At 47.5% G+C, this 21,849-nt stretch carries 16 protein-coding genes and 2 pseudogenes; 16 read left to right on the top strand and 2 right to left on the bottom strand.

Translation table 11 applies throughout. The features are described 5' to 3' along the window. Positions 1–179: 179 nt before the first annotated feature. From cas3 to nspC, 10 genes and pseudogenes are all read left to right on the top strand, one after another. Positions 180–2,681 (top strand): CRISPR-associated helicase Cas3', encoded by a 2,502-nt coding sequence (gene cas3 / locus ACI3EW_RS12450; RefSeq protein WP_118530580.1) that lies wholly within the window; start codon positions 180–182, stop codon positions 2,679–2,681. Positions 2,682–2,695: 14 nt separating this feature from the next. Continuing rightward, positions 2,696–3,433 carry a type I-C CRISPR-associated protein Cas5c gene (cas5c, locus tag ACI3EW_RS12445; RefSeq protein WP_118530582.1) on the top strand — a complete coding sequence of 246 codons (738 nt, stop codon included), beginning with the start codon at positions 2,696–2,698 and terminating at the stop codon, positions 3,431–3,433. Beyond that, positions 3,430–5,355, top strand: coding sequence for a type I-C CRISPR-associated protein Cas8c/Csd1 (cas8c, locus tag ACI3EW_RS12440; RefSeq protein ID WP_118530584.1), 1,926 nt, complete (start codon positions 3,430–3,432; stop codon positions 5,353–5,355). Before cas5c ends, cas8c begins: the two co-directional genes overlap by 4 nt. A gap of 2 nt (positions 5,356–5,357) precedes the next feature. Continuing rightward, a complete protein-coding gene (gene cas7c / locus ACI3EW_RS12435) occupies positions 5,358–6,206 on the top strand; it encodes a type I-C CRISPR-associated protein Cas7/Csd2 (protein WP_118530586.1) in 849 nt (282 codons plus the stop codon). Positions 6,207–6,208: 2 nt separating this feature from the next. Next, positions 6,209–6,292: pseudogene (locus ACI3EW_RS12430) on the top strand (CRISPR-associated protein Cas4); the annotation flags it as partial. An 89-nt stretch (positions 6,293–6,381) separates the two neighbouring features. Next, positions 6,382–6,654 (top strand): annotated as a pseudogene (gene cas2, locus ACI3EW_RS12425) (CRISPR-associated endonuclease Cas2); the annotation flags it as partial. Between the two features lie 801 nt (positions 6,655–7,455). After that, on the top strand, positions 7,456–8,910 hold the full coding sequence (locus tag ACI3EW_RS12420) for an aminotransferase class I/II-fold pyridoxal phosphate-dependent enzyme (RefSeq protein WP_021904230.1): 1,455 nt from the start codon (positions 7,456–7,458) through the stop codon (positions 8,908–8,910). A 94-nt stretch (positions 8,911–9,004) separates the two neighbouring features. Next, a complete protein-coding gene (gene speE, locus ACI3EW_RS12415; protein WP_015553676.1) occupies positions 9,005–9,859 on the top strand; it encodes a polyamine aminopropyltransferase in 855 nt (284 codons plus the stop codon). Positions 9,860–9,861: 2 nt separating this feature from the next. After that, positions 9,862–11,121 (top strand): saccharopine dehydrogenase family protein, encoded by a 1,260-nt coding sequence (locus tag ACI3EW_RS12410; RefSeq protein ID WP_118530590.1) that lies wholly within the window; start codon positions 9,862–9,864, stop codon positions 11,119–11,121. Continuing rightward, complete coding sequence (gene nspC / locus ACI3EW_RS12405; RefSeq protein ID WP_118530592.1) at positions 11,122–12,255, top strand: carboxynorspermidine decarboxylase; 1,134 nt, start codon at positions 11,122–11,124, stop codon at positions 12,253–12,255. Positions 12,256–12,321: 66 nt separating this feature from the next. On the opposite strand, the gene ACI3EW_RS12400 is transcribed toward nspC, so the two are convergent. Next, complete coding sequence (locus ACI3EW_RS12400; protein WP_118530594.1) at positions 12,322–14,133, bottom strand: AAA family ATPase; 1,812 nt, start codon at positions 14,131–14,133, stop codon at positions 12,322–12,324. A 172-nt stretch (positions 14,134–14,305) separates the two neighbouring features. Beyond that, entirely contained in the window at positions 14,306–15,085 is a 780-nt protein-coding gene (locus ACI3EW_RS12395; RefSeq protein WP_118530596.1) for a type III pantothenate kinase, read from the bottom strand. Between the two features lie 195 nt (positions 15,086–15,280). On the opposite strand from ACI3EW_RS12395, the gene coaBC reads away from it, so the two are divergent. The 6 genes from coaBC (at position 15,281) to ACI3EW_RS12365 (ending at position 21,814) form a co-directional block, all read left to right on the top strand. After that, positions 15,281–16,474 carry a bifunctional phosphopantothenoylcysteine decarboxylase/phosphopantothenate--cysteine ligase CoaBC gene (gene coaBC / locus ACI3EW_RS12390; protein WP_118530598.1) on the top strand — a complete coding sequence of 398 codons (1,194 nt, stop codon included), beginning with the start codon at positions 15,281–15,283 and terminating at the stop codon, positions 16,472–16,474. Between the two features lie 274 nt (positions 16,475–16,748). Next, positions 16,749–18,341: a peptide chain release factor 3 gene (locus ACI3EW_RS12385; protein ID WP_405581231.1), complete on the top strand. Its 1,593-nt coding sequence runs from the start codon at positions 16,749–16,751 to the stop codon at positions 18,339–18,341. A gap of 85 nt (positions 18,342–18,426) precedes the next feature. Beyond that, on the top strand, positions 18,427–18,876 hold the full coding sequence (locus tag ACI3EW_RS12380) for a GatB/YqeY domain-containing protein (RefSeq protein WP_118530602.1): 450 nt from the start codon (positions 18,427–18,429) through the stop codon (positions 18,874–18,876). Positions 18,877–19,034: 158 nt separating this feature from the next. Continuing rightward, the gene (locus tag ACI3EW_RS12375; RefSeq protein ID WP_215703275.1) at positions 19,035–20,438 is read left to right on the top strand and encodes a Sapep family Mn(2+)-dependent dipeptidase; all 1,404 of its coding nucleotides are present in this window, start codon (positions 19,035–19,037) and stop codon (positions 20,436–20,438) included. A 42-nt stretch (positions 20,439–20,480) separates the two neighbouring features. Then, entirely contained in the window at positions 20,481–21,302 is an 822-nt protein-coding gene (locus ACI3EW_RS12370) for an amidohydrolase family protein (RefSeq protein WP_405581227.1), read from the top strand. Between the two features lie 131 nt (positions 21,303–21,433). Further along, positions 21,434–21,814 carry a YlmC/YmxH family sporulation protein gene (locus ACI3EW_RS12365; RefSeq protein WP_405581224.1) on the top strand — a complete coding sequence of 127 codons (381 nt, stop codon included), beginning with the start codon at positions 21,434–21,436 and terminating at the stop codon, positions 21,812–21,814. Positions 21,815–21,849: the final 35 nt, after the last annotated feature.

Below are 21,849 nucleotides of genomic sequence, written 5' to 3'. Positions count from 1 at the left end.
TATATATTTATAAAAAGGCAATTGAATTGAAATGATTCGATTGCTTTTTTAAGTTTGTCATCCCCATTCCATAATAAATTCATATTATTATAAATTTATATATTACATTGACTTTTTGAGATGAAGGGACTATGATGAAATTACAGTAAATAAAAGGCAGATAAACGGAGAGATGCAAAATGAAAAGTGCGAAGATCAAGCTTTCTGAGCAGCAAAATCAGCAGCAGGATCAGTTGCGGGATCAAAATTCGGCTTATCAAAATCCAGCTTATGTTAAGCTGGCACATGTGGATCATAAATCCCAAAGATGCCAGTCCATGCAGGAGCATTCGGGGAATGTGGCTTGCTTTTCCTCTCGGATATGTGAGCTTCCGGAGCTGAAAAGTATTGTAGAGCTGGCAGGATTTCTTCACGATGCGGGAAAGCTCGGTACGGAAAATCAGGCGGATTTTAAAAATATCCTTGCGCGAGGGGACGAGGCTCATCAGTATGGATTGGATCATTCCACCGCCGGAGGAAGAATCGCATTAGAGCTGTTAAGGGGAAACCCGGTTTCGGAATTTATCAGCACGTTGATCTACTTCCATCATGGGCTGGAGGATTGTATTAATTTAGAAAATGGCCAGATGCTGCAGGAACGGCGCTTGAAAAAAGAGATCGAGTATTCCCGTATCAAAGAAAGCTTTTTTAAGCTTTATGATAGAGAACTGTTAGAGAAGATCGGAGAGCAGGCAGATCAGTCATACCGGATCATGCTTCAAAAGATAGGGGATTTTGTTAAGAATTGTGATTCCAAAGGAAAAAAATACGGGAGCAGATATTTTTATCTGGGAATGTATCTGAGGGTCGCATTATCGCTGCTGATCGATGGGGATTGGACAGATACGGGCTGTTTTTTTCAGGATATCCCTATTGAGATTGAGAAAAGATTTTCGCAGGAAGAAACGCAGAGAATATGGAAGGAATGTATCTGCAATTTTGAGCAGTATATGGAAAATGAGGTTCGGAAAAATCCGGATCAGGGAAATAAACTCAATGATGTTCGGCAGGAGATATCGGATTCCTGCAGAGCGGCTGCAGAATCAGAGGAAAAACGATATCGTTTGACCGTACCGACTGCTGCCGGAAAAACCTTGAGCAGTCTTCGTTTTGCTCTATATCATGCCGAAAAACAGAAAAAGCAGAGGATTATTTATATAGCGCCCTATAATTCCATACTGGAACAGAATGCGGAAGAAATAAGAAATGCGGTAGGAATGCCCTCGGTTGTTTTGGAGCATCATTGCAACGTGATCTGCGAGGCTGGTGAGGAAGAACGATATCGCGATCTCACGGAAACCTGGGACACACCGATCATCGTAACAACAGCAGTACAGATCCTGAATACATTGTTTTCCGATCGCAAGTCCTGCATTCGCAGAATGCATAATTTATGCAATAGTATTATCATATTTGATGAGGTGCAGGCATTTCCGGTAAAATGTACGGAGCTTTTTAATCTGGCGGTAAATTTCCTTACGCAGTTTGGCGATTCAACGGTTGTATTATGTTCTGCGACACAGCCGACGCTGGCTCCTCTTAAGGAAAATAATATATGTGAATGCAGGGAAATGTCAAGGGAAACTGAAAAATATGCGGAGATTTTCAAACGGGCAGAAATCATCGATGAAACAGAACGTTATCCGGGCAGGATGAAAACCGAAGATCTGAAGGAGTTTATACTTGAGAAAACCGAAGAATACCGGAGTACTTTAGCGATCGTAAATACTACCGCATGTGCATTTCAGGTATTCCGAAGGCTGGAGGAGAGCTGTTCGGATGAATATGAGATCTTTCATCTCAGCAATAATATGTGTCCGCAGCACAAGCTGGATACGTTGAAGGAAATAAAGCTTGCATTGAAAAAAAGAGAAAATAAGATCATTTGTGTCAGCACACAGGTGGTGGAAGCGGGCGTTAATTTTTCCTTTGGCTGTGTGATCCGGTCAAAGGCGGGATTAGATAACGTGATCCAGGCTGCCGGAAGATGCAATCGTCATAAGGAGCTTGGAAAAATGGGAGCGGTCTATATTGTTCAGATGTCTGATGATGCGGAGCATCTGGAGCACTTGCGGGAAATCAGAGATGCACAGGCAGCCCTGCAGAAGGTTTTGCATAGTTTTGATCTTGATGAGGGCGCCCTCGATTCGGAGGCGGCCATAAAATTCTATTATTCTGCTTATTACTCACAATTACGAGAGCTGGAAACGAAATATCCGGTCGAGGTGAGCGGAGTGACGATGACCTTGACCGATCTGCTTGGGAAAAATCAGACAGGACAAAACCAATATTATCGAAAATATGAAAGAAAGATCCATACAAAGCTTCCACAGGCATTTTTAACGGCCGGACATGAGTTTGAGGTCATCACTGATACCCACAAAATCAGTGTCGTAGTTCCCTATGGAAATGAACCGAAGCGGCTGCTTGAGGAGCTGTCGCAAACACAGACGGAAGCAGAAAAGAAAAAAATATTGAGAAAATTACAGAGATATACCGTTGGCATCTCAGAAAACAGGAAAAATAAGCTGGGGAATGCCATATACGAAAATGAGGAAGGGCTTCTGGTATTATGTGATGGATATTATGACAAGAAAGCGGGTGTTGTGGATGAGCCTGAAATGGGATTTTGTGAAATTTAAAGGAGGTGAGAGCGGTGAAAAAATACAGAAATACGATCGAATTTGAAGTATATGGTCCGTATGCGCTTTTTTCAGATCCTGTACTTCGTGTCGGCGGCGAGAAAACCAGCTATCATATCCCAACGTATGAGGCGCTGCGGGGGATCGTAGAAAGCATTTTCTGGAAGCCAACCATCTTATGGATCATCGATGCCGTCAGAGTGATGAATCCGATCCAGACAGAAACAAAAGGGATCCGTCCGATCGCATATAATGGCGGCAATGAGCTTGCATATTATACCTACTTAAAAGATGTACGATATCAGGTGCGGGCACATTTCGAGATGAATTATAATCATCCGGAGCTGGCGGAGGACAGAAATGAGAACAAGTACCACAATATGGCGAAGCGAATGGTAAATCGAGGCGGGCGCAGAGATATTTTCCTTGGAACAAGGGAGTGTCAGGCTTTCGAGGAGCCGTGTGTATTCGGCGAGGGAGAGAGCTATTATGATACCATGACCGGAGAAGTGGATTATGGTTTCATGTATCATGGGATCACCTACGCAGAGGAAGCAATCTTGGAAGAAGATAAGGGAAAGATGACGGTTCGCTTCTGGAAACCGGTAATGAAGAAAGGCGGGATCATTGAATTTTTAAGACCCGAGGAGTGTACTCAGAAAAGACATATCAGGGAAATGCAGCGCAAGGTCTTCGGAAAAGGCAGTTTTACCGGATTAGAAGAATTTACCGGTGAGGAGGTGGAGGAGTGAGCTGGGTAAATGAACTGATCGATCTGTATGAAATAAACAGTGATAAAGTAGGGGTCATTGAATATCGGGGAGATATGCCTTATGTTCTTCTGCCGCCGTTCCATACGACAGTAACCGCACAGATCGAGGTAACCATCGACCGGAATGGAAACTTTAAGGAGGCAAAGCTTGTAAGTCCGGAGGACAAGCTGACAGTGATACCGGTCACAGAAAAATCCGGAAGCCGTACAGCGGGAAAGGAGCCTCATCCTTTGTGCGATAATCTGAGGTATCTTGCGGAAGATTACACGAAGTATTATAAGGATGACGGGGTCTGTTACCAATTATATATTTCCCAGCTGAAGGAATGGGCGGAATCAGAATTCAGCCATGAGAAGGTTTTGGCCGTTTATCAGTACCTGAAAAAGAACAGCCTGATCCGGGATCTTTCGGATCAGAAGATCATCAAGCTGAATGAACAGGGAAAGATCGATGATAAGGAAAAGCTTCAGGGGATCGAGCAGGCAAAGGCATTTGTGCGTTTTATTATCCGGCCGGAAAGCTCAGGCGTGTTTGAAACATGCCCGGATGAGTGCTGGAAAGACAGAAGCCTGCAGGAGCGTTATATAAGCTATGCTCGTTCGCGGGAAAAAGAACAGGGACTTTGTTATCTTACCGGAAATACAGAGGCTATTTCATATCTCCACTCCAGAAAGATCCGCAATGAAGGGGATGGCGCAAAGCTGATCTCTGCAAATGACAGTCAAAATTTTACTTATCGGGGACGCTTTGTCTGTAAAGAGGAAGCCTTTGCAGTAGGAAATGAAACATCCCAGAAGATACATAATGCCCTGAAGTGGATCATCCGTAAGCAGGGAACCTTTTTCGATACGCTGGTCATCGTTACATGGGAATCCAATCGATCAAGCATGCCGAGATGGAATGCGGATACGGAAGATATCGCATCTGAGTATGACGAAGAACAGGATGACTGGGATGACGAGGAAAATGATGAGAGTGCAGTATCCGATGGGAATGCGATCACCGCAGAAAAATTCTATAAGGCGATCAGGGGATATGGGCAGAAGATCGAGAATACGTCATCAATGATCCTGCTCAGCTTTGATGCAGCGACCCCGGGAAGATTGTCGATGGTGGAGGAGGCAACTCTGGATTCTGCAAAATATCTGGAGAATATTAAAAAGTGGCATGAAAGCTGTGGCTGGATCCACACGAAATGGAAAGACAAAAAAAGAGTACAGTTTTACGGTATGATCGGAGTTAAGGATATCGCAGATATTTTATTTGGTATCGAAAGTAAAGGAACGCTTACGATCGTGGACGCAAACGGAAAAAAAATGTATGCAGAGGTTGCGAAAAGACTGCTTCCCTGTATCTGGAGCGGACACAGGATCCCTTACGATTATGTGAACCGCGCGGTGCAGAAGGCCTCAACGCCGCTGGCCTATAAGGATCGAAATAACTGGGAACGGGTTTTGACTTTGGCCTGTTCGCTGGTAAAAAAATGGAAAAAAGAAAATGAACAGGAGGAATGGACTGTGGCATTAGATAAGGAAGAAACGAACAGAAGTTATTTATACGGACGCTTGCTGGCAGTTGCGGACAGGATCGAATACCGCACGTATGATGAGAAGGATAAGGCGAGAATGACGAATGCAAAGAGATATATGAGCACTTTTTCGCAGAGACCCTTTGAAACATGGAAAATAATCGAGGAAAATATCCAGCCCTATATGAATAAACTGGAATTTCCGGAGCGACGTTTTTATGAAAACCTGCTGCATGAGATCAATGGCTTATTCGACGTGGACAGCTTTGGTGATAACAGCAAGCTGGATGGATTATATTTGCTAGGCTTTCATCATCAGGCCTATGAGCTGACATCAAAAAAGACAAAGTTTAATGAAAAAGAGGAGGAATAATGATGAGCGAGTTAAAGGGAAAAATCGATTTTACGTTATTTGTAAGTGTTGATAATGCCAATCCCAATGGCGATCCGTTAAATGGAAACCGTCCGAGGATCAGCATGGACGGCTATGGTGAAATATCAGATGTCTGCATCAAAAGGAAAATAAGAAACCGCTTTCAGGATCTCGGACAGAAGATTTTTGTGCAGTCCGATGACCGGGCGGACGATTCCTACAGTAGCTTGAAAGACCGTGCCGACGGATGTGCGGAGCTGAAGGCCCAGATCGCTGACCCAAAAAAAGCCAATCGTGATGTCTGTGCAGCAATCGCCTGCAAGGAATGGCTGGATGTAAGAGCTTTTGGACAGGTTTTTGCGTTTAAAGGGAGTTCGGTGTCCTTTGGAGTAAGGGGCCCTGTTTCCATCCATCAGGCAATCAGCCTTTCCCCCATCGACATTATCAGCATGCAGATCACAAAGAGCGTGAACAGTGAATCCGGAAAAGAGAGTAAGGCTTCCGATACGATGGGTACAAAACACAGAGTGGGTTTTGCAGTATATAAAGTGATGGGAAGCGTCAATGTTCAGCTTGCGGAAAAGACAGGATTCAGTCAGGAGGATGCAGAAGTGCTGAAGGAGGCATTGAAAACCTTATTTGAAAATGATGCTTCTTCTGCGAGACCGGAAGGAAGTGTGGAGGTCTGCAGGATGTACTGGTGGCAGCATGATGCTAAGACACCGGAAATCTCCAGCGGCAGGATTCAGAGAGGCTTTGACATTAAGGCCAAAAAGGAGCGTCCGAAAGAGTTTTCAGATTATGAGATCACATGGCATGTAGACGGATGTAAAGAACCGGAGGTATTTTAGCTTTGTTTCAGGAGGAGGATTTCCTCCAGCTATCCGGAATTCAGCACTTTGAGTTCTGCAGAAGACAGTGGGCATTGAGAAATATAAGCCTTTCTTTTATGTCTGGGAACGGAAGATTTCTTGCAAGAGTTATGGGTGAAGTCAAGGGAAATGTAACACTGTTTCTGGCACGAGTATGGAAAACGAAGCAGTCATTATGACAGAGGAAGGAAGCAAACGTTTGCGTCAGGTGGCGAAGAAATGCCCCAAATATGGGCAGAGAGTGCAGAATTCTGTATTTGAATGTCAGATGGATGCAGCAAAATGCAGACAGGTGAAAAACATACTTGAAAATCTCATCGACAAAGACGTAGACAGTCTGAGATTCTATTATCTGGGCGAGAAATACAAAAATAAGGTAGAACATATTGGCGCTAAGCCGGGATTTGATGTCACGGAAACGCTGCTATTTATAGTGCGAGAAGTATGTATACAGAAAAACCTCGGGACATTCGCACCGAAAAAACAGGGAAATCTTAGCCCAAAGACCATGGAAATCCTGAAGATGCGAGGGAAATTTAGCAGAAATATGTGAAATAAGTACAAAAAACAATTTTAGTCAGGCAATATTTTGACTAAAATTGCTGTCAGCCCCCTTGCGGGGCTGTGAGTTGAAATACAAGCCCCATCGCCCTCGCGTAATAGCTTGTCGTCAGCCCCCTTGCGGGGCTGTGAGTTGAAACACAGCACTTTCGATCGGATCATTATAATCGGTGGTCAGCCACCTCGTGAGGCTGACAGAAGATTCCACGTAAAGAATTTTTTACTTGACAGTTCTATGTTTTTTCATGTATGATAGAAATAGTGTGAAGAGACATTTATCGTTTTCATGCAAATGTATGTAATGACCACTCCCGCAGAACAGACTACGGAAGTTAAGCCCATCGGACAGGCGGGTCAAGCGCCGCGTGGGGTTAAGCCCACATTATTGATTGAGTTAAAAGCTCAAATTTATAAGTTGATTACTTTATAATCAGTGTTTGAAAAACACATCATCTTGTGAATCGGTCAATAAGTGCAGGGACAATATATTTGCGATTGCAGACTTGGAAGAAAAAACGATAAAGCTCAGAGGCAGACGGGAGCGGAGTGACGCGCCCCAGACCCCAATGGAATAGAATCGTTTTGAGCAGATGATGGTTTTGGCGTCATCTGCTTTTTTTATTATTCAGATGATGCGCAATCAATAAAATGCGTGAGGAACAAAACCATGGACAGAGAGAGACAAAAGAAAGCCCCGATCTATGAAGCGCTCGAGGCATTTAAAAAGAAGAGAGTTGTCCCGTTTGATGTACCGGGACATAAGAGAGGACGCGGAAATCCGGAACTGGTACAGCTTTTAGGCGAAAAATGTGTATCTTTGGACGTAAACTCGATGAAGCCGCTTGACAACCTCTGTCATCCGGTCTCCGTGATCCGTGAGGCGGAAGAGCTTGCGGCGGAGGCATTCGGAGCGGCCAGTGCCTATCTGATGGTAGGCGGAACGACATCTGCGGTCCAGAGCATGATCCTCTCGGTGGTAAAAGCCGGAGATAAGATCATCCTGCCGCGAAACGTACATAAGAGCGTCATCAACGCTCTGGTGCTCTGCGGCGGAATCCCGATCTACGTAAATCCGGAGATGAACCAGAGACTCGGTATTTCGCTGGGAATGCAGGTCGAAAAAGTAAAACAGGCCATCGAGGATAATCCGGACGCGGTTGCGGTGTTCGTCAACAACCCGACCTATTACGGTATCTGCTCTGATATAAAAACAATCGTACAGCTTGCCCATGCGAGGGGCATGAAGGTCCTCGCGGACGAGGCTCATGGAACCCACCTGTATTTCGGAAAGAATCTTCCGATCTCCGCAATGGCAGCGGGAGCTGATATGGCGGCGGTATCCATGCACAAGTCCGGCGGAAGCCTGACCCAGAGTTCGCTTCTTCTTTTAAATAAGGGAGTGAACACCGATTATGTGCGCCAGATTATCAACCTGACCCAGACCACAAGCGCATCCTACCTGCTTCTTTCCAGCCTTGATATCTCAAGACGAAATCTGGCTCTCCGCGGCGAGGAATCCTTCGCGAAGGTCGTTGAGATGGCAGAATACGCGAGACGGGAGATCAACTCCATCGGCGGCTATTATGCTTATGGAAAAGAACTGGTGAACGGTGACAGCATTTTCGATTACGATGTAACGAAGCTCTCCGTCTATACAAGAGACATCGGACTTGCGGGAATCGAGGTCTATGATCTTCTGCGCGACGAGTATGATATCCAGATCGAATTCGGTGATATCAGCAACATTCTGGCTTACATCTCCATCGGAGATCGTATCCAGGACATCGAGCGCCTTGTGGGGGCTCTCGATGATGTGGAACGTCTCTACAAAAAGGACAGCGCGGGACTTCTCTCCGGTGAGTATATCTCCCCGAAGGTCGTGATGTCCCCGCAGAAAGCGTTCTACTCCGAGAAGGTCTCTGTTCCGGTGGAAGCGTCTTCAGGAAGAGTCTGTGCGGAGTTTGTGATGTGTTATCCGCCGGGAATCCCGATCCTGGCGCCGGGGGAGATGATCACGGACGACGTGGTCCAGTATATCCTGTATGCGAAGAAAAAGGGATGCTCCATGCAGGGAACAGAAGATCCGGCTGTGGACCATCTGATGGTGCTGGCAAACATATAGCATGAATTTTTTAGGTGCCGGACCTGGCTGCAGGCAAACAGGCTGTCTGCCTGCAAACAGGCTTTGGCCAATACGATACAAGGAGTCACGAGATATGGAATTCTGGTTTTCAGAACTGCACACCGGAAACGTCAAGCTGTCCATCAAGATCGAAAAGCAGCTGTTTTCCGGGGAGAGTGAATATCAGCGGATCGACGTGTTCGATTCCGAGGAATTTGGAAAATTTATCTCTCTGGACGGGGAGATCGTATTCTCCGAGAAGGACGAGTTTATTTATGACGAGATGGTGACCCATGTGCCGATGGCGGTCCATCCGTGTGTGAAGGACGTACTGATCATCGGCGGCGGCGACGGCGGTGTCGCGAAAGAGCTTTTGCAGTATGACTGCGTGGAACATATCGATGTCGTGGAGACGGATGAGATGTTTGTGGAGGTTTCAAGAAAATTTTTCCCGGAGGTAGCCTGTGCCTTAGATGATCCGCGTGTCGAGGTCCACTATGATGACGGTCTGAGATTTTTAAGAAACAAGAAGGCAAAGTATGACCTTATCATCAACGATTCCACAGACCCCTTCGGCCATACTGAGGGACTGTTCACGAAGGAATTTTACGGTAGCTGTTACAGCGCCTTAAAGGAAGATGGAATCATGGTCTACCAGCATGGAAGCCCATTCTACGATGAGGACGAGCTGGCCTGCCGCAGTATGCACCGAAAGGCATTCCGCTCCTTCCCGATCAGCCGTGTGTATCAGGCGCATATTCCAACCTGTCCGTCCGGATACTGGCTCTTCGGCTTCGCTTCAAAGAAATATCATCCCATCAAGGATTTCAAGCCCCGGGAATGGGATGCATTAAATATCGAAACCTGGTATTACACGACACATCTTCACATGGGCGCGTTCATGCTGCCGAAGTATGTTGAGGATCTTTTAAAAGAGGAGGAAAAATAAACATGAGCAGATTAATGATCATCGGCTGCGGAGGTGTTGCGTCCGTAGCGATCCACAAGTGCTGTCAGAACAGTGATGTATTCACAGAAATCATGATCGCAAGCCGTACCGTATCCAAGTGCGATGCCTTAAAGGAGAAACTTCAGGGAACTACAAAGACGAAGATCACGACCGCGAAAGTGGATGCTGACAACGTGGACGAGCTGGTGGCTTTAATGGAAAGCTACAAGCCGGATGCAGTGTTAAACGTTGCACTCCCGTATCAGGACCTGACGATCATGGATGCATGCTTAAAGGCCGGCGTGAACTATATCGATACCGCAAACTACGAGCCGGAGGACACCGACGATCCGACATGGCGCGCGATCTATGAGAAACGCTGCAAGGAAGAGGGCTTCACCGCATACTTTGATTATTCCTGGCAGTGGGCATATCAGGAGAAATTCAAAGAGGCTGGACTTATGGCACTCTTAGGAACAGGTTTTGACCCGGGCGTCACAAGCGTCTTCTCCGCGTATGCGTTAAAGCACTATTTCGATGAGATCCACACCATCGACATCTTAGACTGCAACGGCGGCGACCATGGTTATCCGTTCGCTACAAACTTCAACCCGGAGATCAACCTCCGTGAGGTATCCGCAAACGGCTCCTACTGGGAGAACGGCCACTGGGTAGAGACAAAGCCGATGGAGATCAAGCGCGAGTACAACTTCCCGCAGGTCGGCGAGAAGGACATGTACCTTTTACATCATGAGGAGATCGAGTCTCTCGCTAAGAACATTCCGGGTGTAAAGCGCATCCGTTTCTTCATGACCTTCGGACAGAGCTACCTGACCCACATGAAATGCTTAGAGAACGTTGGAATGCTTTCCACTTCCCCGGTAAACTTTAACGGACAGGAGATCGTTCCGATCCAGTTCTTAAAGGCTCTTCTTCCGGATCCGGCATCCTTAGGTCCGAGAACCGTCGGAAAGACAAACATCGGCTGTATCTTTACCGGTGTGAAGGACGGAAAAGAGAAGACGATCTATATTTATAACGTATGTGACCATCAGGAGTGTTACAAGGAAGTCGGCTCCCAGGCCATCTCCTACACGACAGGCGTACCGGCTATGATCGGTTCCATGATGGTCGTTGACGGAACCTGGAAGGGCGCAGGCGTATTCAACGTCGAAGAGTTCGATCCGGATCCGTATATGGAAGCGCTGAATAAGTGGGGACTTCCGTGGGTTGTGGATGAAAATCCGGAGATTGTAGAATAAATGAAAATTAATGAATTACCCACTCCATGTTATGTAATTGATGAAAGAAAGCTTCGGAAAAATCTGGAAATCTTAAAGAAAGTAAAGGATGACACCGGCTGCAAGATCCTCCTTGCCCAGAAGGCATTCTCGAACTTCTTTGAGTACCCGCTGATCGGGCAGTATCTGGACGGAACCACAGCCAGCGGTCTTTTCGAGGCAAAGCTTGGATATGAAAAAATGGGAAAAGAAAATCACGTATTCGCTCCGGCCTTCAAGGAATCGGAGATCGGGGAACTCACTGATATCTGCGAACATCTGGTATTCAATTCCTTTTCCCAGCTTGAAAAATACGCGGACTTCTGTAAGGAAAAAGGCGTCAGCATCGGCATCCGCGTAAACCCGGAGTGCTCCACTCAGGGCGACCACGCGATCTACGATCCCTGTGCGCCGGGCTCCAGACTCGGCGTGACCCTGGCTAATTTCCGGGAAGATCTTGTGGAAAAGCTTGACGGGATCCACTTCCATACCCTCTGTGAGCAGAACTCGGATGATCTGGAGACGACTCTGAAGGCGGTGGAGGAAAAATTCGGAAAGTACCTGAAGCTTCCGAATATCAAATGGCTCAACATGGGCGGCGGACACCATATCACGAGAAAAGATTACGACATCGACCGCCTGGAGCGCTGTATCCGCCATATGCAGGATACATATGATGTCACTGTCTATGTGGAACCTGGGGAAGCCGTGGCATTAAATGCGGGATATCTCGTGACGGAAGTCATGGACATTGTGGATAACGGCATCAGGACTCTGATTTTGGATGCCTCCGCCGCCTGCCATATGCCGGACGTGCTGGAGATGCCCTACCGTCCGCCGTTAAAAGACTCCGGAGAAGCGGACGAAAAGCAGTACACCTACCGTCTCTCATCAATGACCTGCCTTGCGGGTGACGTGATCGGCGACTATTCCTTCGACCACGAGATTCAGATCGGCGATAAACTCTATTTCGAGGACATGGCGATCTACTCCATGGTAAAAAACAACACCTTCAACGGCATGTGCCTGCCGTCCATCGCGCGAATGGATGAGAATGGGGAGTGTAGTGTGGTGAAAACCTTTGGGTATGAGGAATTTGTGAGAAGACTGGGATAAAAAAGAAACATGATTATAGAAAACGGGGCTGCCGCTTGCCAAAATTGGTGCGGCAGCCCCTTCTCATTATTTTCGTTTCACAACGGCTGTTTTTCCACGAAAAGCAATCCCGATTTTTATGATCGGCCGGACACCTGTATCCCGCAATTCCGTGTCATATTTTTTCACATCTATTTGTTGGAGGGCGCGATCTGCCAGCGCATCCAGATCCACATGATCATCATTTGTGTGTTTGAATTCAAACAGGAATCCCGGAATTCCTTTTACTAATGGATTCAGTTGAATATCAAATCGGCCAAGCCCCGATTCTCGATTGGAACGAATCTGGTATCTGTTTCCAAGGATCGCACATAATCCAAGCATCATGCCATGATAAAAACTTTCATTTGCCCCATCCATAGAAGAAATACTCTGCAGCATAAAACTCTCCAGCAAAGACTGAAGCTTTTTTGCATTTCCGGAGAATATCGCCTGATTGATAGAAATCGCGACGCTGTTCTGATTCGTCCGATTTAAAATTTCTTTTTCATAAACACAGGCAATCTCTTTATTTGGAATTGCAACATCACACATGAAATTCCCATCATTCTGTGGATAAACTTCTGCAACTTTTAAGTAACCCGCAACAAGAAGAAAACTATAGATCGTGTATGGATTATTCTGTATCTCCGGATAGATCACGCTGGTGTCTATATAAGTAGTGATTTTTTCACCGCAGAGCAGTTTATGAAGTCCTTCCGTTATCTCGGGAGTAGATGTCGCGATAATCTCACCAATGATTTCGTTGCTGCCGGTAGACTGCCAGAATGCCTTTGGGAAGCATTGATCGGTAATGTAATTGATCACAGACCATGGATTAAAGATTTCTGTATGACCAAATCGGTATCCGTCATACCAGCTGCAGATCTCCTGATATTTGTCCTCTTTCCCATAGTAGTGCAGAATATCTTTTACTTCCTCAGTTGTAAAGCCGAAATATTCACTGTAACTGTCGTCCAAAATTGAATTGGTTTTCAAATTATTCATGCCGCTGAAAATGCTTTCTTTCGCCACACGGAGAATTCCCGTGAGAAAGCCAAAAGCCAGATGTGGATTATCCTTCAGGCCGCCGGAAAAGAAATTACGCATGAAATTCACGATTTCAGGATAAAAATTGCAATGATGTCCCTGCTGGATCGGTGTATCGTATTCATCAATAATGATAATACATTCTTGTCCATAATGCTTGTGCAGCAACAGAGATAAGATTTGTAATCCCATCTGGCAGTCTACTTCATTCGCATTGTCACTGGCAAGGCGATGGTACTGTTCTTTTTCATAGATTCCAAGTGCAGTACTTTCCTCAAGTTCACTGTGCCGTATAAATTCCAGTGAAATCAGCTTACGGATCTTCTGAAATGTCTCCTGCCATGTCAGACATTTTACATCCTTAAATGTCAGGAATATGACCGGATACTTTCCCTGATGCCGGGTATAATCAGAACCACACTGCCATATCTGCTTATCCTTGAAATAAATGGAGGTGTCCTCCTGTGTTTTTTCAAAAAAGACCCGAACCATATCCATATTCAATGTTTTACCAAAACGTCTCGGACGGGTAAACAACGATACCATAGGTTTCGTATCCAGAAAATCACGGATCAGCAAGGTTTTATCTACATAATAATAGCTTGTGGTCGCCGTCTTGAAATCAGAAATCCCAATGGGCATCGGCTTTTTCTTTTCGCCTGAATCTGGCCAAACTGCATTTTCTGGAATCAGCCAGGAATGTCCCTTTTTCACAGCTCCGGAAATTTCGCCCTGCTTGCACATCTGCTGGACTCTGCGCACTGTGATTCCCATTGCTTTTGCCGCTTCCATGCTGGATAAATAGTTCATAGAACACCTCCAAACGTAATTCTATCATAAGTATATCCCATTAAACGAAATATTACAACTCTGCATTTCGTTTATATTTCGTTTCAAACGAAATGTATAGACAGCAACAGTCGGGAGGACAATTCTGAATAAAAAAGCCGAATGAACGTTAATTTCATTCGGCAGTGAAGCTTTACGCGTCTTTTGTTTCTGTATTTTGTCTGTACAGGATCATCAGTCCGCGGAGCAGAAGATCCGGGTCATAGGTGATCTTGTGGGTGCAGAGCGGTGTGATGAATCTTGCCATACCGCCGGTAGCAATAAGGGTTGCCGGTTCGCCGAGCTCTGCGGTCATGCGGTCGATAAGACCGTCAAGCATTGCGGCATTGCCGAGCATGATACCATTTCTCATACATTCGATGGTGTTCTTTCCGATCGTACGTTTCGGAACATCGAAGCTGATCCTCGGAAGCTGGGCTGTATTGGAAACGAGGGAGTTTAAGGCAACCTTTACACCGGGGAGAATCACACCGCCGATGTAATTTCCATCGTGGTCCACCACATCGAGCGTTGTCGCGGTTCCCATATCCGCGATGATGATCGGTCCTTCATATTTGGCATTTGCAGCGACAGCGGCCACGATCCGGTCACCGCCGACGGTCTTAGGGTTATCCATCTTGATGTTTAAGCCCGTCTTCATTCCGGAACCGACAAGAAGCGGTTTCTTTCCGGTGATCTTCTTCACAGCGGAAGAGATCGGCGCATTTAACGGCGGGACAACGGACGCCATAATGGAACCTTCGATATCATTTTTCTTTACTTTATGGATCTCCAGAATATTCTTTAAAAGGATCGCGTATTCGAGACTCGTTTTCCGGTCATCGGTGGTGATGCGCTCCTCAAAATATGTTTTATTGTCGTCAAGGCCTCCGACAACGATATTACTGTTTCCCATGTCGATCGCTAAAATCATTGAGAAAACTCCTTCCACAAATCTAAGTAACGTGTTATACTGTTTTTACGTGTGCAGTTGATCAAGGGTTCCGTATTTGCGGGATTTGTCAACCGTTACTGTGAATATGAGAAACGTGTGAGACAGGTTCCTCATAATTTTAAAGTTCGAATTATCTTACCATAAATTGACTAAAATTACAACGGAGGATTCCAAATGTTAGCAGGAAAAACCGTACTTTTATGCGTGAGCGGCAGTATCGCTGCCTATAAAATCGCATATCTCGCCAGCGCACTGAAAAAACTGAAGGCAGATGTCCATGTGCTTATGACCCGGAATGCGACAAATTTCATTAACCCGATTACATTCGAGACACTGACCGGAAATAAATGCCTGGTGGATACGTTTGACCGGAACTTTGAGTTTTCCGTTGAACATGTTTCCCTTGCGAAGGCGGCGGACGTTGTCCTCGTTGCCCCGGCTTCCGCAAATGTGATCGCGAAGCTGGCCCATGGTCTTGCGGACGATATGTTGACGACCACGGTTCTCGCATGTACCTGCAGGAAGATCATCAGCCCGGCGATGAATACGAGAATGTTCGAGAATCCGATCACACAGGACAACTTAAAGATCTGCGAACACTACGGAATGGAAGTGATCAGTCCGGCAAGCGGGTATCTCGCCTGCGGCGATACCGGAGCCGGAAAGATGCCGGAGCCGGAGGTGCTGCTCCAGTATATCTTAAAGGAAGTCCAGTACGAGAAAGACTTAAAAGGAAAGAAAATCCTCGTGACCGCAGGCCCGACGAGAGAGGCCATCGACCCGGTGCGCTATATTACAAACCACAGTACCGGAAAGATGGGATATGCCATCGCGAAGACGGCAGCTCTCCGCGGCGCTGAGGTGACTCTTGTTTCAGGACCGGCAGAGGTGGAGCCGCCGATGTTCGTAAACTTTGTTCCGGTGGTTACCGCCAAAGATATGTTTGAGGCCGTGACAAGCCGCAGTGATGAGATGGACGCGGTGATCAAGGCCGCGGCTGTCGCTGACTACCGCCCGAAGTTCGTGAATACCGAGAAGACAAAGAAGAAAGACGGAGATATGGCGATCGAACTGGAGCGCACCGACGATATCTTAAAATGGCTCGGAGAACATAAAAAAGACAGCCAGTTCCTTTGCGGATTTTCTATGGAGACAGAACATATGCTGGAGAATTCCAGGGCAAAATTAAAGAAGAAGAACCTCGATATGATCGTTGCCAACAATCTGAAGGTTGCCGGTGCCGGTTTCGGAACGGACACGAATGTAGTGACGATGATCCGCGAGAATAAGGAGACGGAGCTTCCGATCATGTCGAAGGAAGAGGTTGCAGGGGCGATCTTAGACGAGATCTTTGAAATTAAAAGATAGAAAATTCCAATCTTTACCAGAAAATAGAAGATTCGACTACTCAGATGCCTTTACAGGTGAAAAACGCAAAGCAGGCACAGAGTGGTGAAGATTGCTATAAATATAACGAATTTTAGGGCTTTCTTCTTGACGAAACTCTTAAATACTGGTAAAAATTAATTGGAATAAGAGCAGCAGAAAAAAACGGCAGTCAATGAAGGACCGCGGTTCTTTTGTGCTGTCAGCAGGAAAATATTGTTAGACGAAACACAAGATAGATTTGGAGGAAAATTTTTTGGCTTCATTAAATGATGAAATAAAGAGACGACGGACATTCGCGATCATTTCTCACCCGGATGCCGGTAAAACGACACTGACCGAGAAATTCCTGTTATACGGAGGCGCGATCAACCTTGCCGGAACCGTAAAGGGACGCAAAGCGACAAAGCACGCAGTCTCCGACTGGATGGAGATCGAGAAGGAGAGAGGTATCTCCGTAACATCTTCCGTACTCCAGTTCAATTACGAGGGATACTGCATCAATATTCTTGATACCCCAGGACATCAGGACTTCTCCGAGGATACCTACCGTACCCTGATGGCAGCGGACTCCGCGGTCATGGTCATCGACGGATCCAAAGGTGTTGAGGCGCAGACCATCAAACTGTTCAAGGTCTGTGTGATGCGCCATATCCCGATTTTTACCTTTGTAAACAAGATGGACCGTGAGGCGAGAGACCCGTTCGAGCTCATGAGCGAGATCGAGGAGGTTCTCGGAATCAATACTTGCCCGATCAACTGGCCGATCGGCTGCGGAAAGAGCTTCAAGGGCGTTTATGACCGCCAGACAAAGAAGATCACGACCTTCACGGCTGCCATGGGCGGACAGAAGGAAGTTGCCACAGAGACTTTCGACGTGGAGGGAACAGACGTGGATTCCGTCATCGGTTCCGATTTCCACGCTCAGTTAAGGGACGATATTGAGCTTCTCGACGGGGCAAGCGATGAGTTTGATCAGGAGCTTGTCAGTGCCGGAAAGCTTTCACCGGTGTTCTTCGGATCTGCTCTCACAAACTTCGGTGTTGAGACATTTCTGGAGCATTTCTTAAATATGACGACTTCTCCGCTTCCGAGAAAGACAACGACAGGCGTGATCGACCCGTTCCGGGAAGATTTCTCCGCGTTCGTATTTAAGATCCAGGCAAACATGAACAAGGCACACCGTGACCGTATCGCGTTCATGCGCATCTGCTCCGGTAAGTTCGAGGCCGGAATGGAAGTCAACCATGTCCAGGGAGGCAAAAAGATCCGTCTGACCCAGCCGCAGCAGCTGATGGCTGAGAGCCGTAAGATCATTGAGGAGGCTTATGCCGGAGATATCATCGGCGTTTTCGATCCGGGTATTTTCTCCATCGGTGACACGCTCTGTACGTCCAACGAGAAGTTCCAGTTTGAGGGTATCCCGACCTTTGCACCGGAGCATTTCGCGAGAGTCCGCCAGATCGATACCATGAAGAGAAAACAGTTCTTAAAGGGGGTCAACCAGATCGCTCAGGAAGGTGCGATCCAGATCTTCCAGGAGTTCAATACTGGTATGGAGGAGATCATCGTCGGCGTTGTCGGGGTCCTGCAGTTTGAGGTCCTGACCTACCGCTTAAAGAACGAGTACAATGTCGATGTCCGTCTGGAACAGCTTCCGTTCGAGTATATCCGCTGGGTTGAGAATCCGGAGGAAGTGGATGTGGCGAAGATCCAGGGTACATCCGATATGAAGCGTATCTGCGACCTCAAGGGCAATCCGTTATTGTTATTCATCAACAGCTGGAGTGTCGGCATGGTCGAGGAGAGAAATCCGAACTTGAAACTCAGTGAGTTCGGAAAGAACTAATCAAGTTTACAAAATATATCATCACAGGAACATGTGGAACCAGTCGTTTTGACTGGGAATACTGCATAGACAGGAGGAATATAAGATGAGTAAGATCGATGTTGTAAGAGCAGCTATGGTCGAGGCGATGAAAGCAAAAGATAAAGAGAGAAAGGATTCCCTTTCCATGCTTCTCTCCGCATTAAAGAACGCGCAGATCGATAAGCGCGAAGCTCCGCTCACCGAGGATGAGGAGAACGCGATCGTAAAGAAAGAGATCAAGCAGGTCAAAGAGACGATCGATACCGCTCCGGCAGACCGCGCTGATATCATCGAAGAGGCAAAGAAGAGACTGGCTGTATATCAGGAGTTCGCTCCGGCAGATATGACCGAGGACCAGATCAGAGAGACGATCCAGAAAGTTCTCGCAGAGCTCGGAATCGAAGCTCCGACCGCAAAGGACAAAGGAAAGATCATGAAATCCCTAATGCCGCTTGTAAAGGGAAAGGCAGACGGTAAGATCGTAAACGAGATCCTGGCAGGATTCATGAAGTAATGAGCGCGGATCCGTGAGTCTAAACAAAATTATCAGCGGGGCTGGCTTTATATCCTGGAAACGCCCGGGACGAGGCGGCCCCGTCTGTCTTTCCTTACGCGAAGCGTGTTTTCACTTGTTGGGAAAATGGTATATAGAGAATAATGGAGGCAGAAATTATGTACAAAGAGAAGATCAGCCGGTATATTGATGCACATAAGAAAGAGATGCTGGAAGATATCGAGGAGCTTTGCCGGATCAACAGCGTGAAAGGCTCTTACCGGATCGGAAAACCGTATGGGGAGGGATGTTCCGAGGCACTGCGCACAGCGCTGCATATCGCGGAATGTTACGACTTTTCCATCAACAATTATGACAATTATGTCGGCACCGTGGACATGAACAACAAGGACGCCCAGCTGGATATTTTAGCGCACCTCGATGTCGTTCCGGCCGGAGATGGATGGACGGTCACAAAGCCGTTTGAGCCGGTCGTGAAGGACGGAAAGATCTACGGGCGCGGAACTGCGGACGATAAGGGACCGGCAGTCGCGGCTCTCTATGCGATGCGTGCGGTCAACGAGCTCGGGATCCCACTGAAAAAGAATGTCCGGCTGATTCTCGGAACGGATGAGGAGTGCGGAAGCTCCGATATCACCCACTACTACAGTGTGGAGAAGGAAGCACCGATGACCTTCTCACCGGATGCATCCTTCCCGGTCATCAACATCGAAAAAGGCCGGATCGAAGGCAATTTTACGGCAGAATTTGAGCCGTCCGACAAGCTCCCGAAGATGGTCTCCTTCAAGTGCGGGACAAAGGTCAACGTCGTTCCGGCGGCAGCGGAAGCTCTCTTTGAGGGACTTGACGGGGATGAGACGGAAGCTCTTGCAAAGAGCATGGAGGAAGAACTCGGGATTACATTTACCGTTTCTTCCGAAGACGGATGCTTAAAGATCGCAGCGTCCGGAGAAAATGGACATGCATCAACTCCGTGGAAGGGAAAAAATGCCCTGACAGGTCTTCTGGCGCTGATCGAGCGTCTGCCGCTCGCAGAGTGCGGACAACTCAAAGCTGTCCGTGCGTTAAATCATCTGATGCCGCACGGTGACTGGTTTGGCGCCGGACTGGGGATCCAGATAAGCGATGAGGAGTCCGGAGAACTGACACTCGCATTCAGCATGCTGGACATCTCCGAAAAGAGCCTAGAAGGCGAATTTGACAGCCGCTGCCCGATCTGTGCTACAAAGGAGAACACGATCGACGTGATCCGGAAAAATATGGAGGCAGAGGGGATTTCCTTCAATACCGAGGAACTGGAACCGCCGCACCATGTGCCGGCAGATTCCGACTTCGTAAAGACTCTTCTTTCTGCTTACGAGTCCTATTCCGGAAGAAAGGGCGAGTGCATCGCGATCGGAGGCGGAACATATGTCCACCACTTAAAGAACGGTGTCGCATTCGGTGCCTGCCTTCCGGAGACCGAAAATCACATGCATGGTCCGGATGAGTTCGCGGTGGTCGACGAGCTCTTGATGAGCGCGAAGATCTTTGCACAGGTGATCGTGGATCTCTGCAGCTGACCGGAAGACACATGATCATGTGAAAGAAAGGACAGGATACGGATGAACTGTAAGATCATCGATATCCACACCCATATTTATCCGGTCGCGCTGGCGAGGCGGGCGATGGAAGTCACCGGACAGGAGCATGATGATTTCAAAAATCTCCCGATCCGGGAGAATCTCCTGACACGGATGCAGGATGCCGGGGTGACACTCTCCGTCAATCTGCCGGTCGTCTCAAAACCGCAGAATCAGGCGGAGGTAAACAGGTTTGCGAAGGAGTCTGCCCGGAAAAACATCATTCCGTTCGGCGGACTTCATCCGGACTGTGAAAATGTGGTGGAGGAGCTGGAAAAACTGAAGGACATGGGAATGGCGGGGATCAAGTTTCATCCGCCGTTCCAGAAAGTCCATCTCGAAGATCCGAAATATGAGGAAATGTGGCGGCGGATCAATGCGCTGGGATTTCCGGTGCTGATCCACTGCGGAACTGCGAAGATCGCGCGCCCGTATGACCTCTATCCGTCCGGAGTCCGGAAAATCTTAAAATATGCCCCGGATATCCCGATCATCATGGCACATATGGGGAGCTTCTGCATGATGAAAAATCCGGAGGAGACGCTGGATGATCTTCCAGAAAATGTCTTTATCGACACGGCGATGAGCGCGGAGCTCGAGGATTCCGGGGAGTTCGAGGAGATCATCCGGAAATTCGGGCCGGAGCGGACCATGTACGGCTGCGATTTCCCGTACGGGAGCCAGAAAGCCGCGATCGCAAGGATCAGGGACAGCAGCTTTTCCGACAGCGAGAAAGAGGAGATGCTGTGGAAAAACGCTGCGAAAATATTAAAGTCGGTGAGGAAACTGCCGGAGAATTTTTAGAGAGCATTTCTGGGGGAATATGTCAGAACTTGTGAAAATACCGGTTTTGGATGAAAACGAATCAAATATGGCGCGTTCTGCATATCATAGACTGATTACATAAAAAATGTCCGGGAGATGATCGGATGCGGATGAGCGAGCTGAAAAAGCGCGAAGTGATTAACGTCTGTGACTGCAGGAGACTGGGATTTGTGGGCGATCTCGATATTGACCCGTGTTCGGGAAAGATCCTTGCGATCATTGTGCCGGGACCGGGCTGCGTCTGCGGATTTTTAGGGCGCGAGAAAGATTTTGTGATCCCGTTTGGCGATATCTGTCAGATCGGGGACGATATCATCCTGGTCCGTCTGGAAGAAAAGAAAGAAAAACCTCCGAAGCCGCCAAAACCGGGACCACCGCCGGGACCGCCCTGCCGACCGTGCCCGTGTCCGCCGCCATGCGAACCGGAATGCGGCTGCGGCGACCCAAAGAAATGGGAAAACGGGCGGTGCGGGAGAGAAAAATTCTGGTGAGAGAATAAAACAAAAATCCCATCGGCGAAGCTGAA

The organism is Pilosibacter rotomagensis (genome assembly GCF_045062245.2).
Taxonomy (GTDB): domain Bacteria; phylum Bacillota; class Clostridia; order Lachnospirales; family Lachnospiraceae; genus Pilosibacter.
This window is presented reverse-complemented; position numbering and strand designations above follow the sequence as displayed.

Coding starts and splice junctions, on each gene's coding strand:
- cas3 (WP_118530580.1), top strand. CDS start 180: ATGAAAAGTGCGAAGATCAAGCTTTCTGAGCAGCAAAATCAGCAGCAG.
- cas7c (WP_118530586.1), top strand. CDS start 5,358: ATGAGCGAGTTAAAGGGAAAAATCGATTTTACGTTATTTGTAAGTGTT.
- ACI3EW_RS12420 (WP_021904230.1), top strand. CDS start 7,456: ATGGACAGAGAGAGACAAAAGAAAGCCCCGATCTATGAAGCGCTCGAG.
- speE (WP_015553676.1), top strand. CDS start 9,005: ATGGAATTCTGGTTTTCAGAACTGCACACCGGAAACGTCAAGCTGTCC.
- ACI3EW_RS12410 (WP_118530590.1), top strand. CDS start 9,862: ATGAGCAGATTAATGATCATCGGCTGCGGAGGTGTTGCGTCCGTAGCG.
- nspC (WP_118530592.1), top strand. CDS start 11,122: ATGAAAATTAATGAATTACCCACTCCATGTTATGTAATTGATGAAAGA.
- ACI3EW_RS12400 (WP_118530594.1), bottom strand. CDS start 14,133: ATGAACTATTTATCCAGCATGGAAGCGGCAAAAGCAATGGGAATCACA.
- ACI3EW_RS12395 (WP_118530596.1), bottom strand. CDS start 15,085: ATGATTTTAGCGATCGACATGGGAAACAGTAATATCGTTGTCGGAGGC.
- coaBC (WP_118530598.1), top strand. CDS start 15,281: ATGTTAGCAGGAAAAACCGTACTTTTATGCGTGAGCGGCAGTATCGCT.
- ACI3EW_RS12380 (WP_118530602.1), top strand. CDS start 18,427: ATGAGTAAGATCGATGTTGTAAGAGCAGCTATGGTCGAGGCGATGAAA.
- ACI3EW_RS12375 (WP_215703275.1), top strand. CDS start 19,035: ATGTACAAAGAGAAGATCAGCCGGTATATTGATGCACATAAGAAAGAG.
- ACI3EW_RS12370 (WP_405581227.1), top strand. CDS start 20,481: ATGAACTGTAAGATCATCGATATCCACACCCATATTTATCCGGTCGCG.
- ACI3EW_RS12365 (WP_405581224.1), top strand. CDS start 21,434: ATGAGCGAGCTGAAAAAGCGCGAAGTGATTAACGTCTGTGACTGCAGG.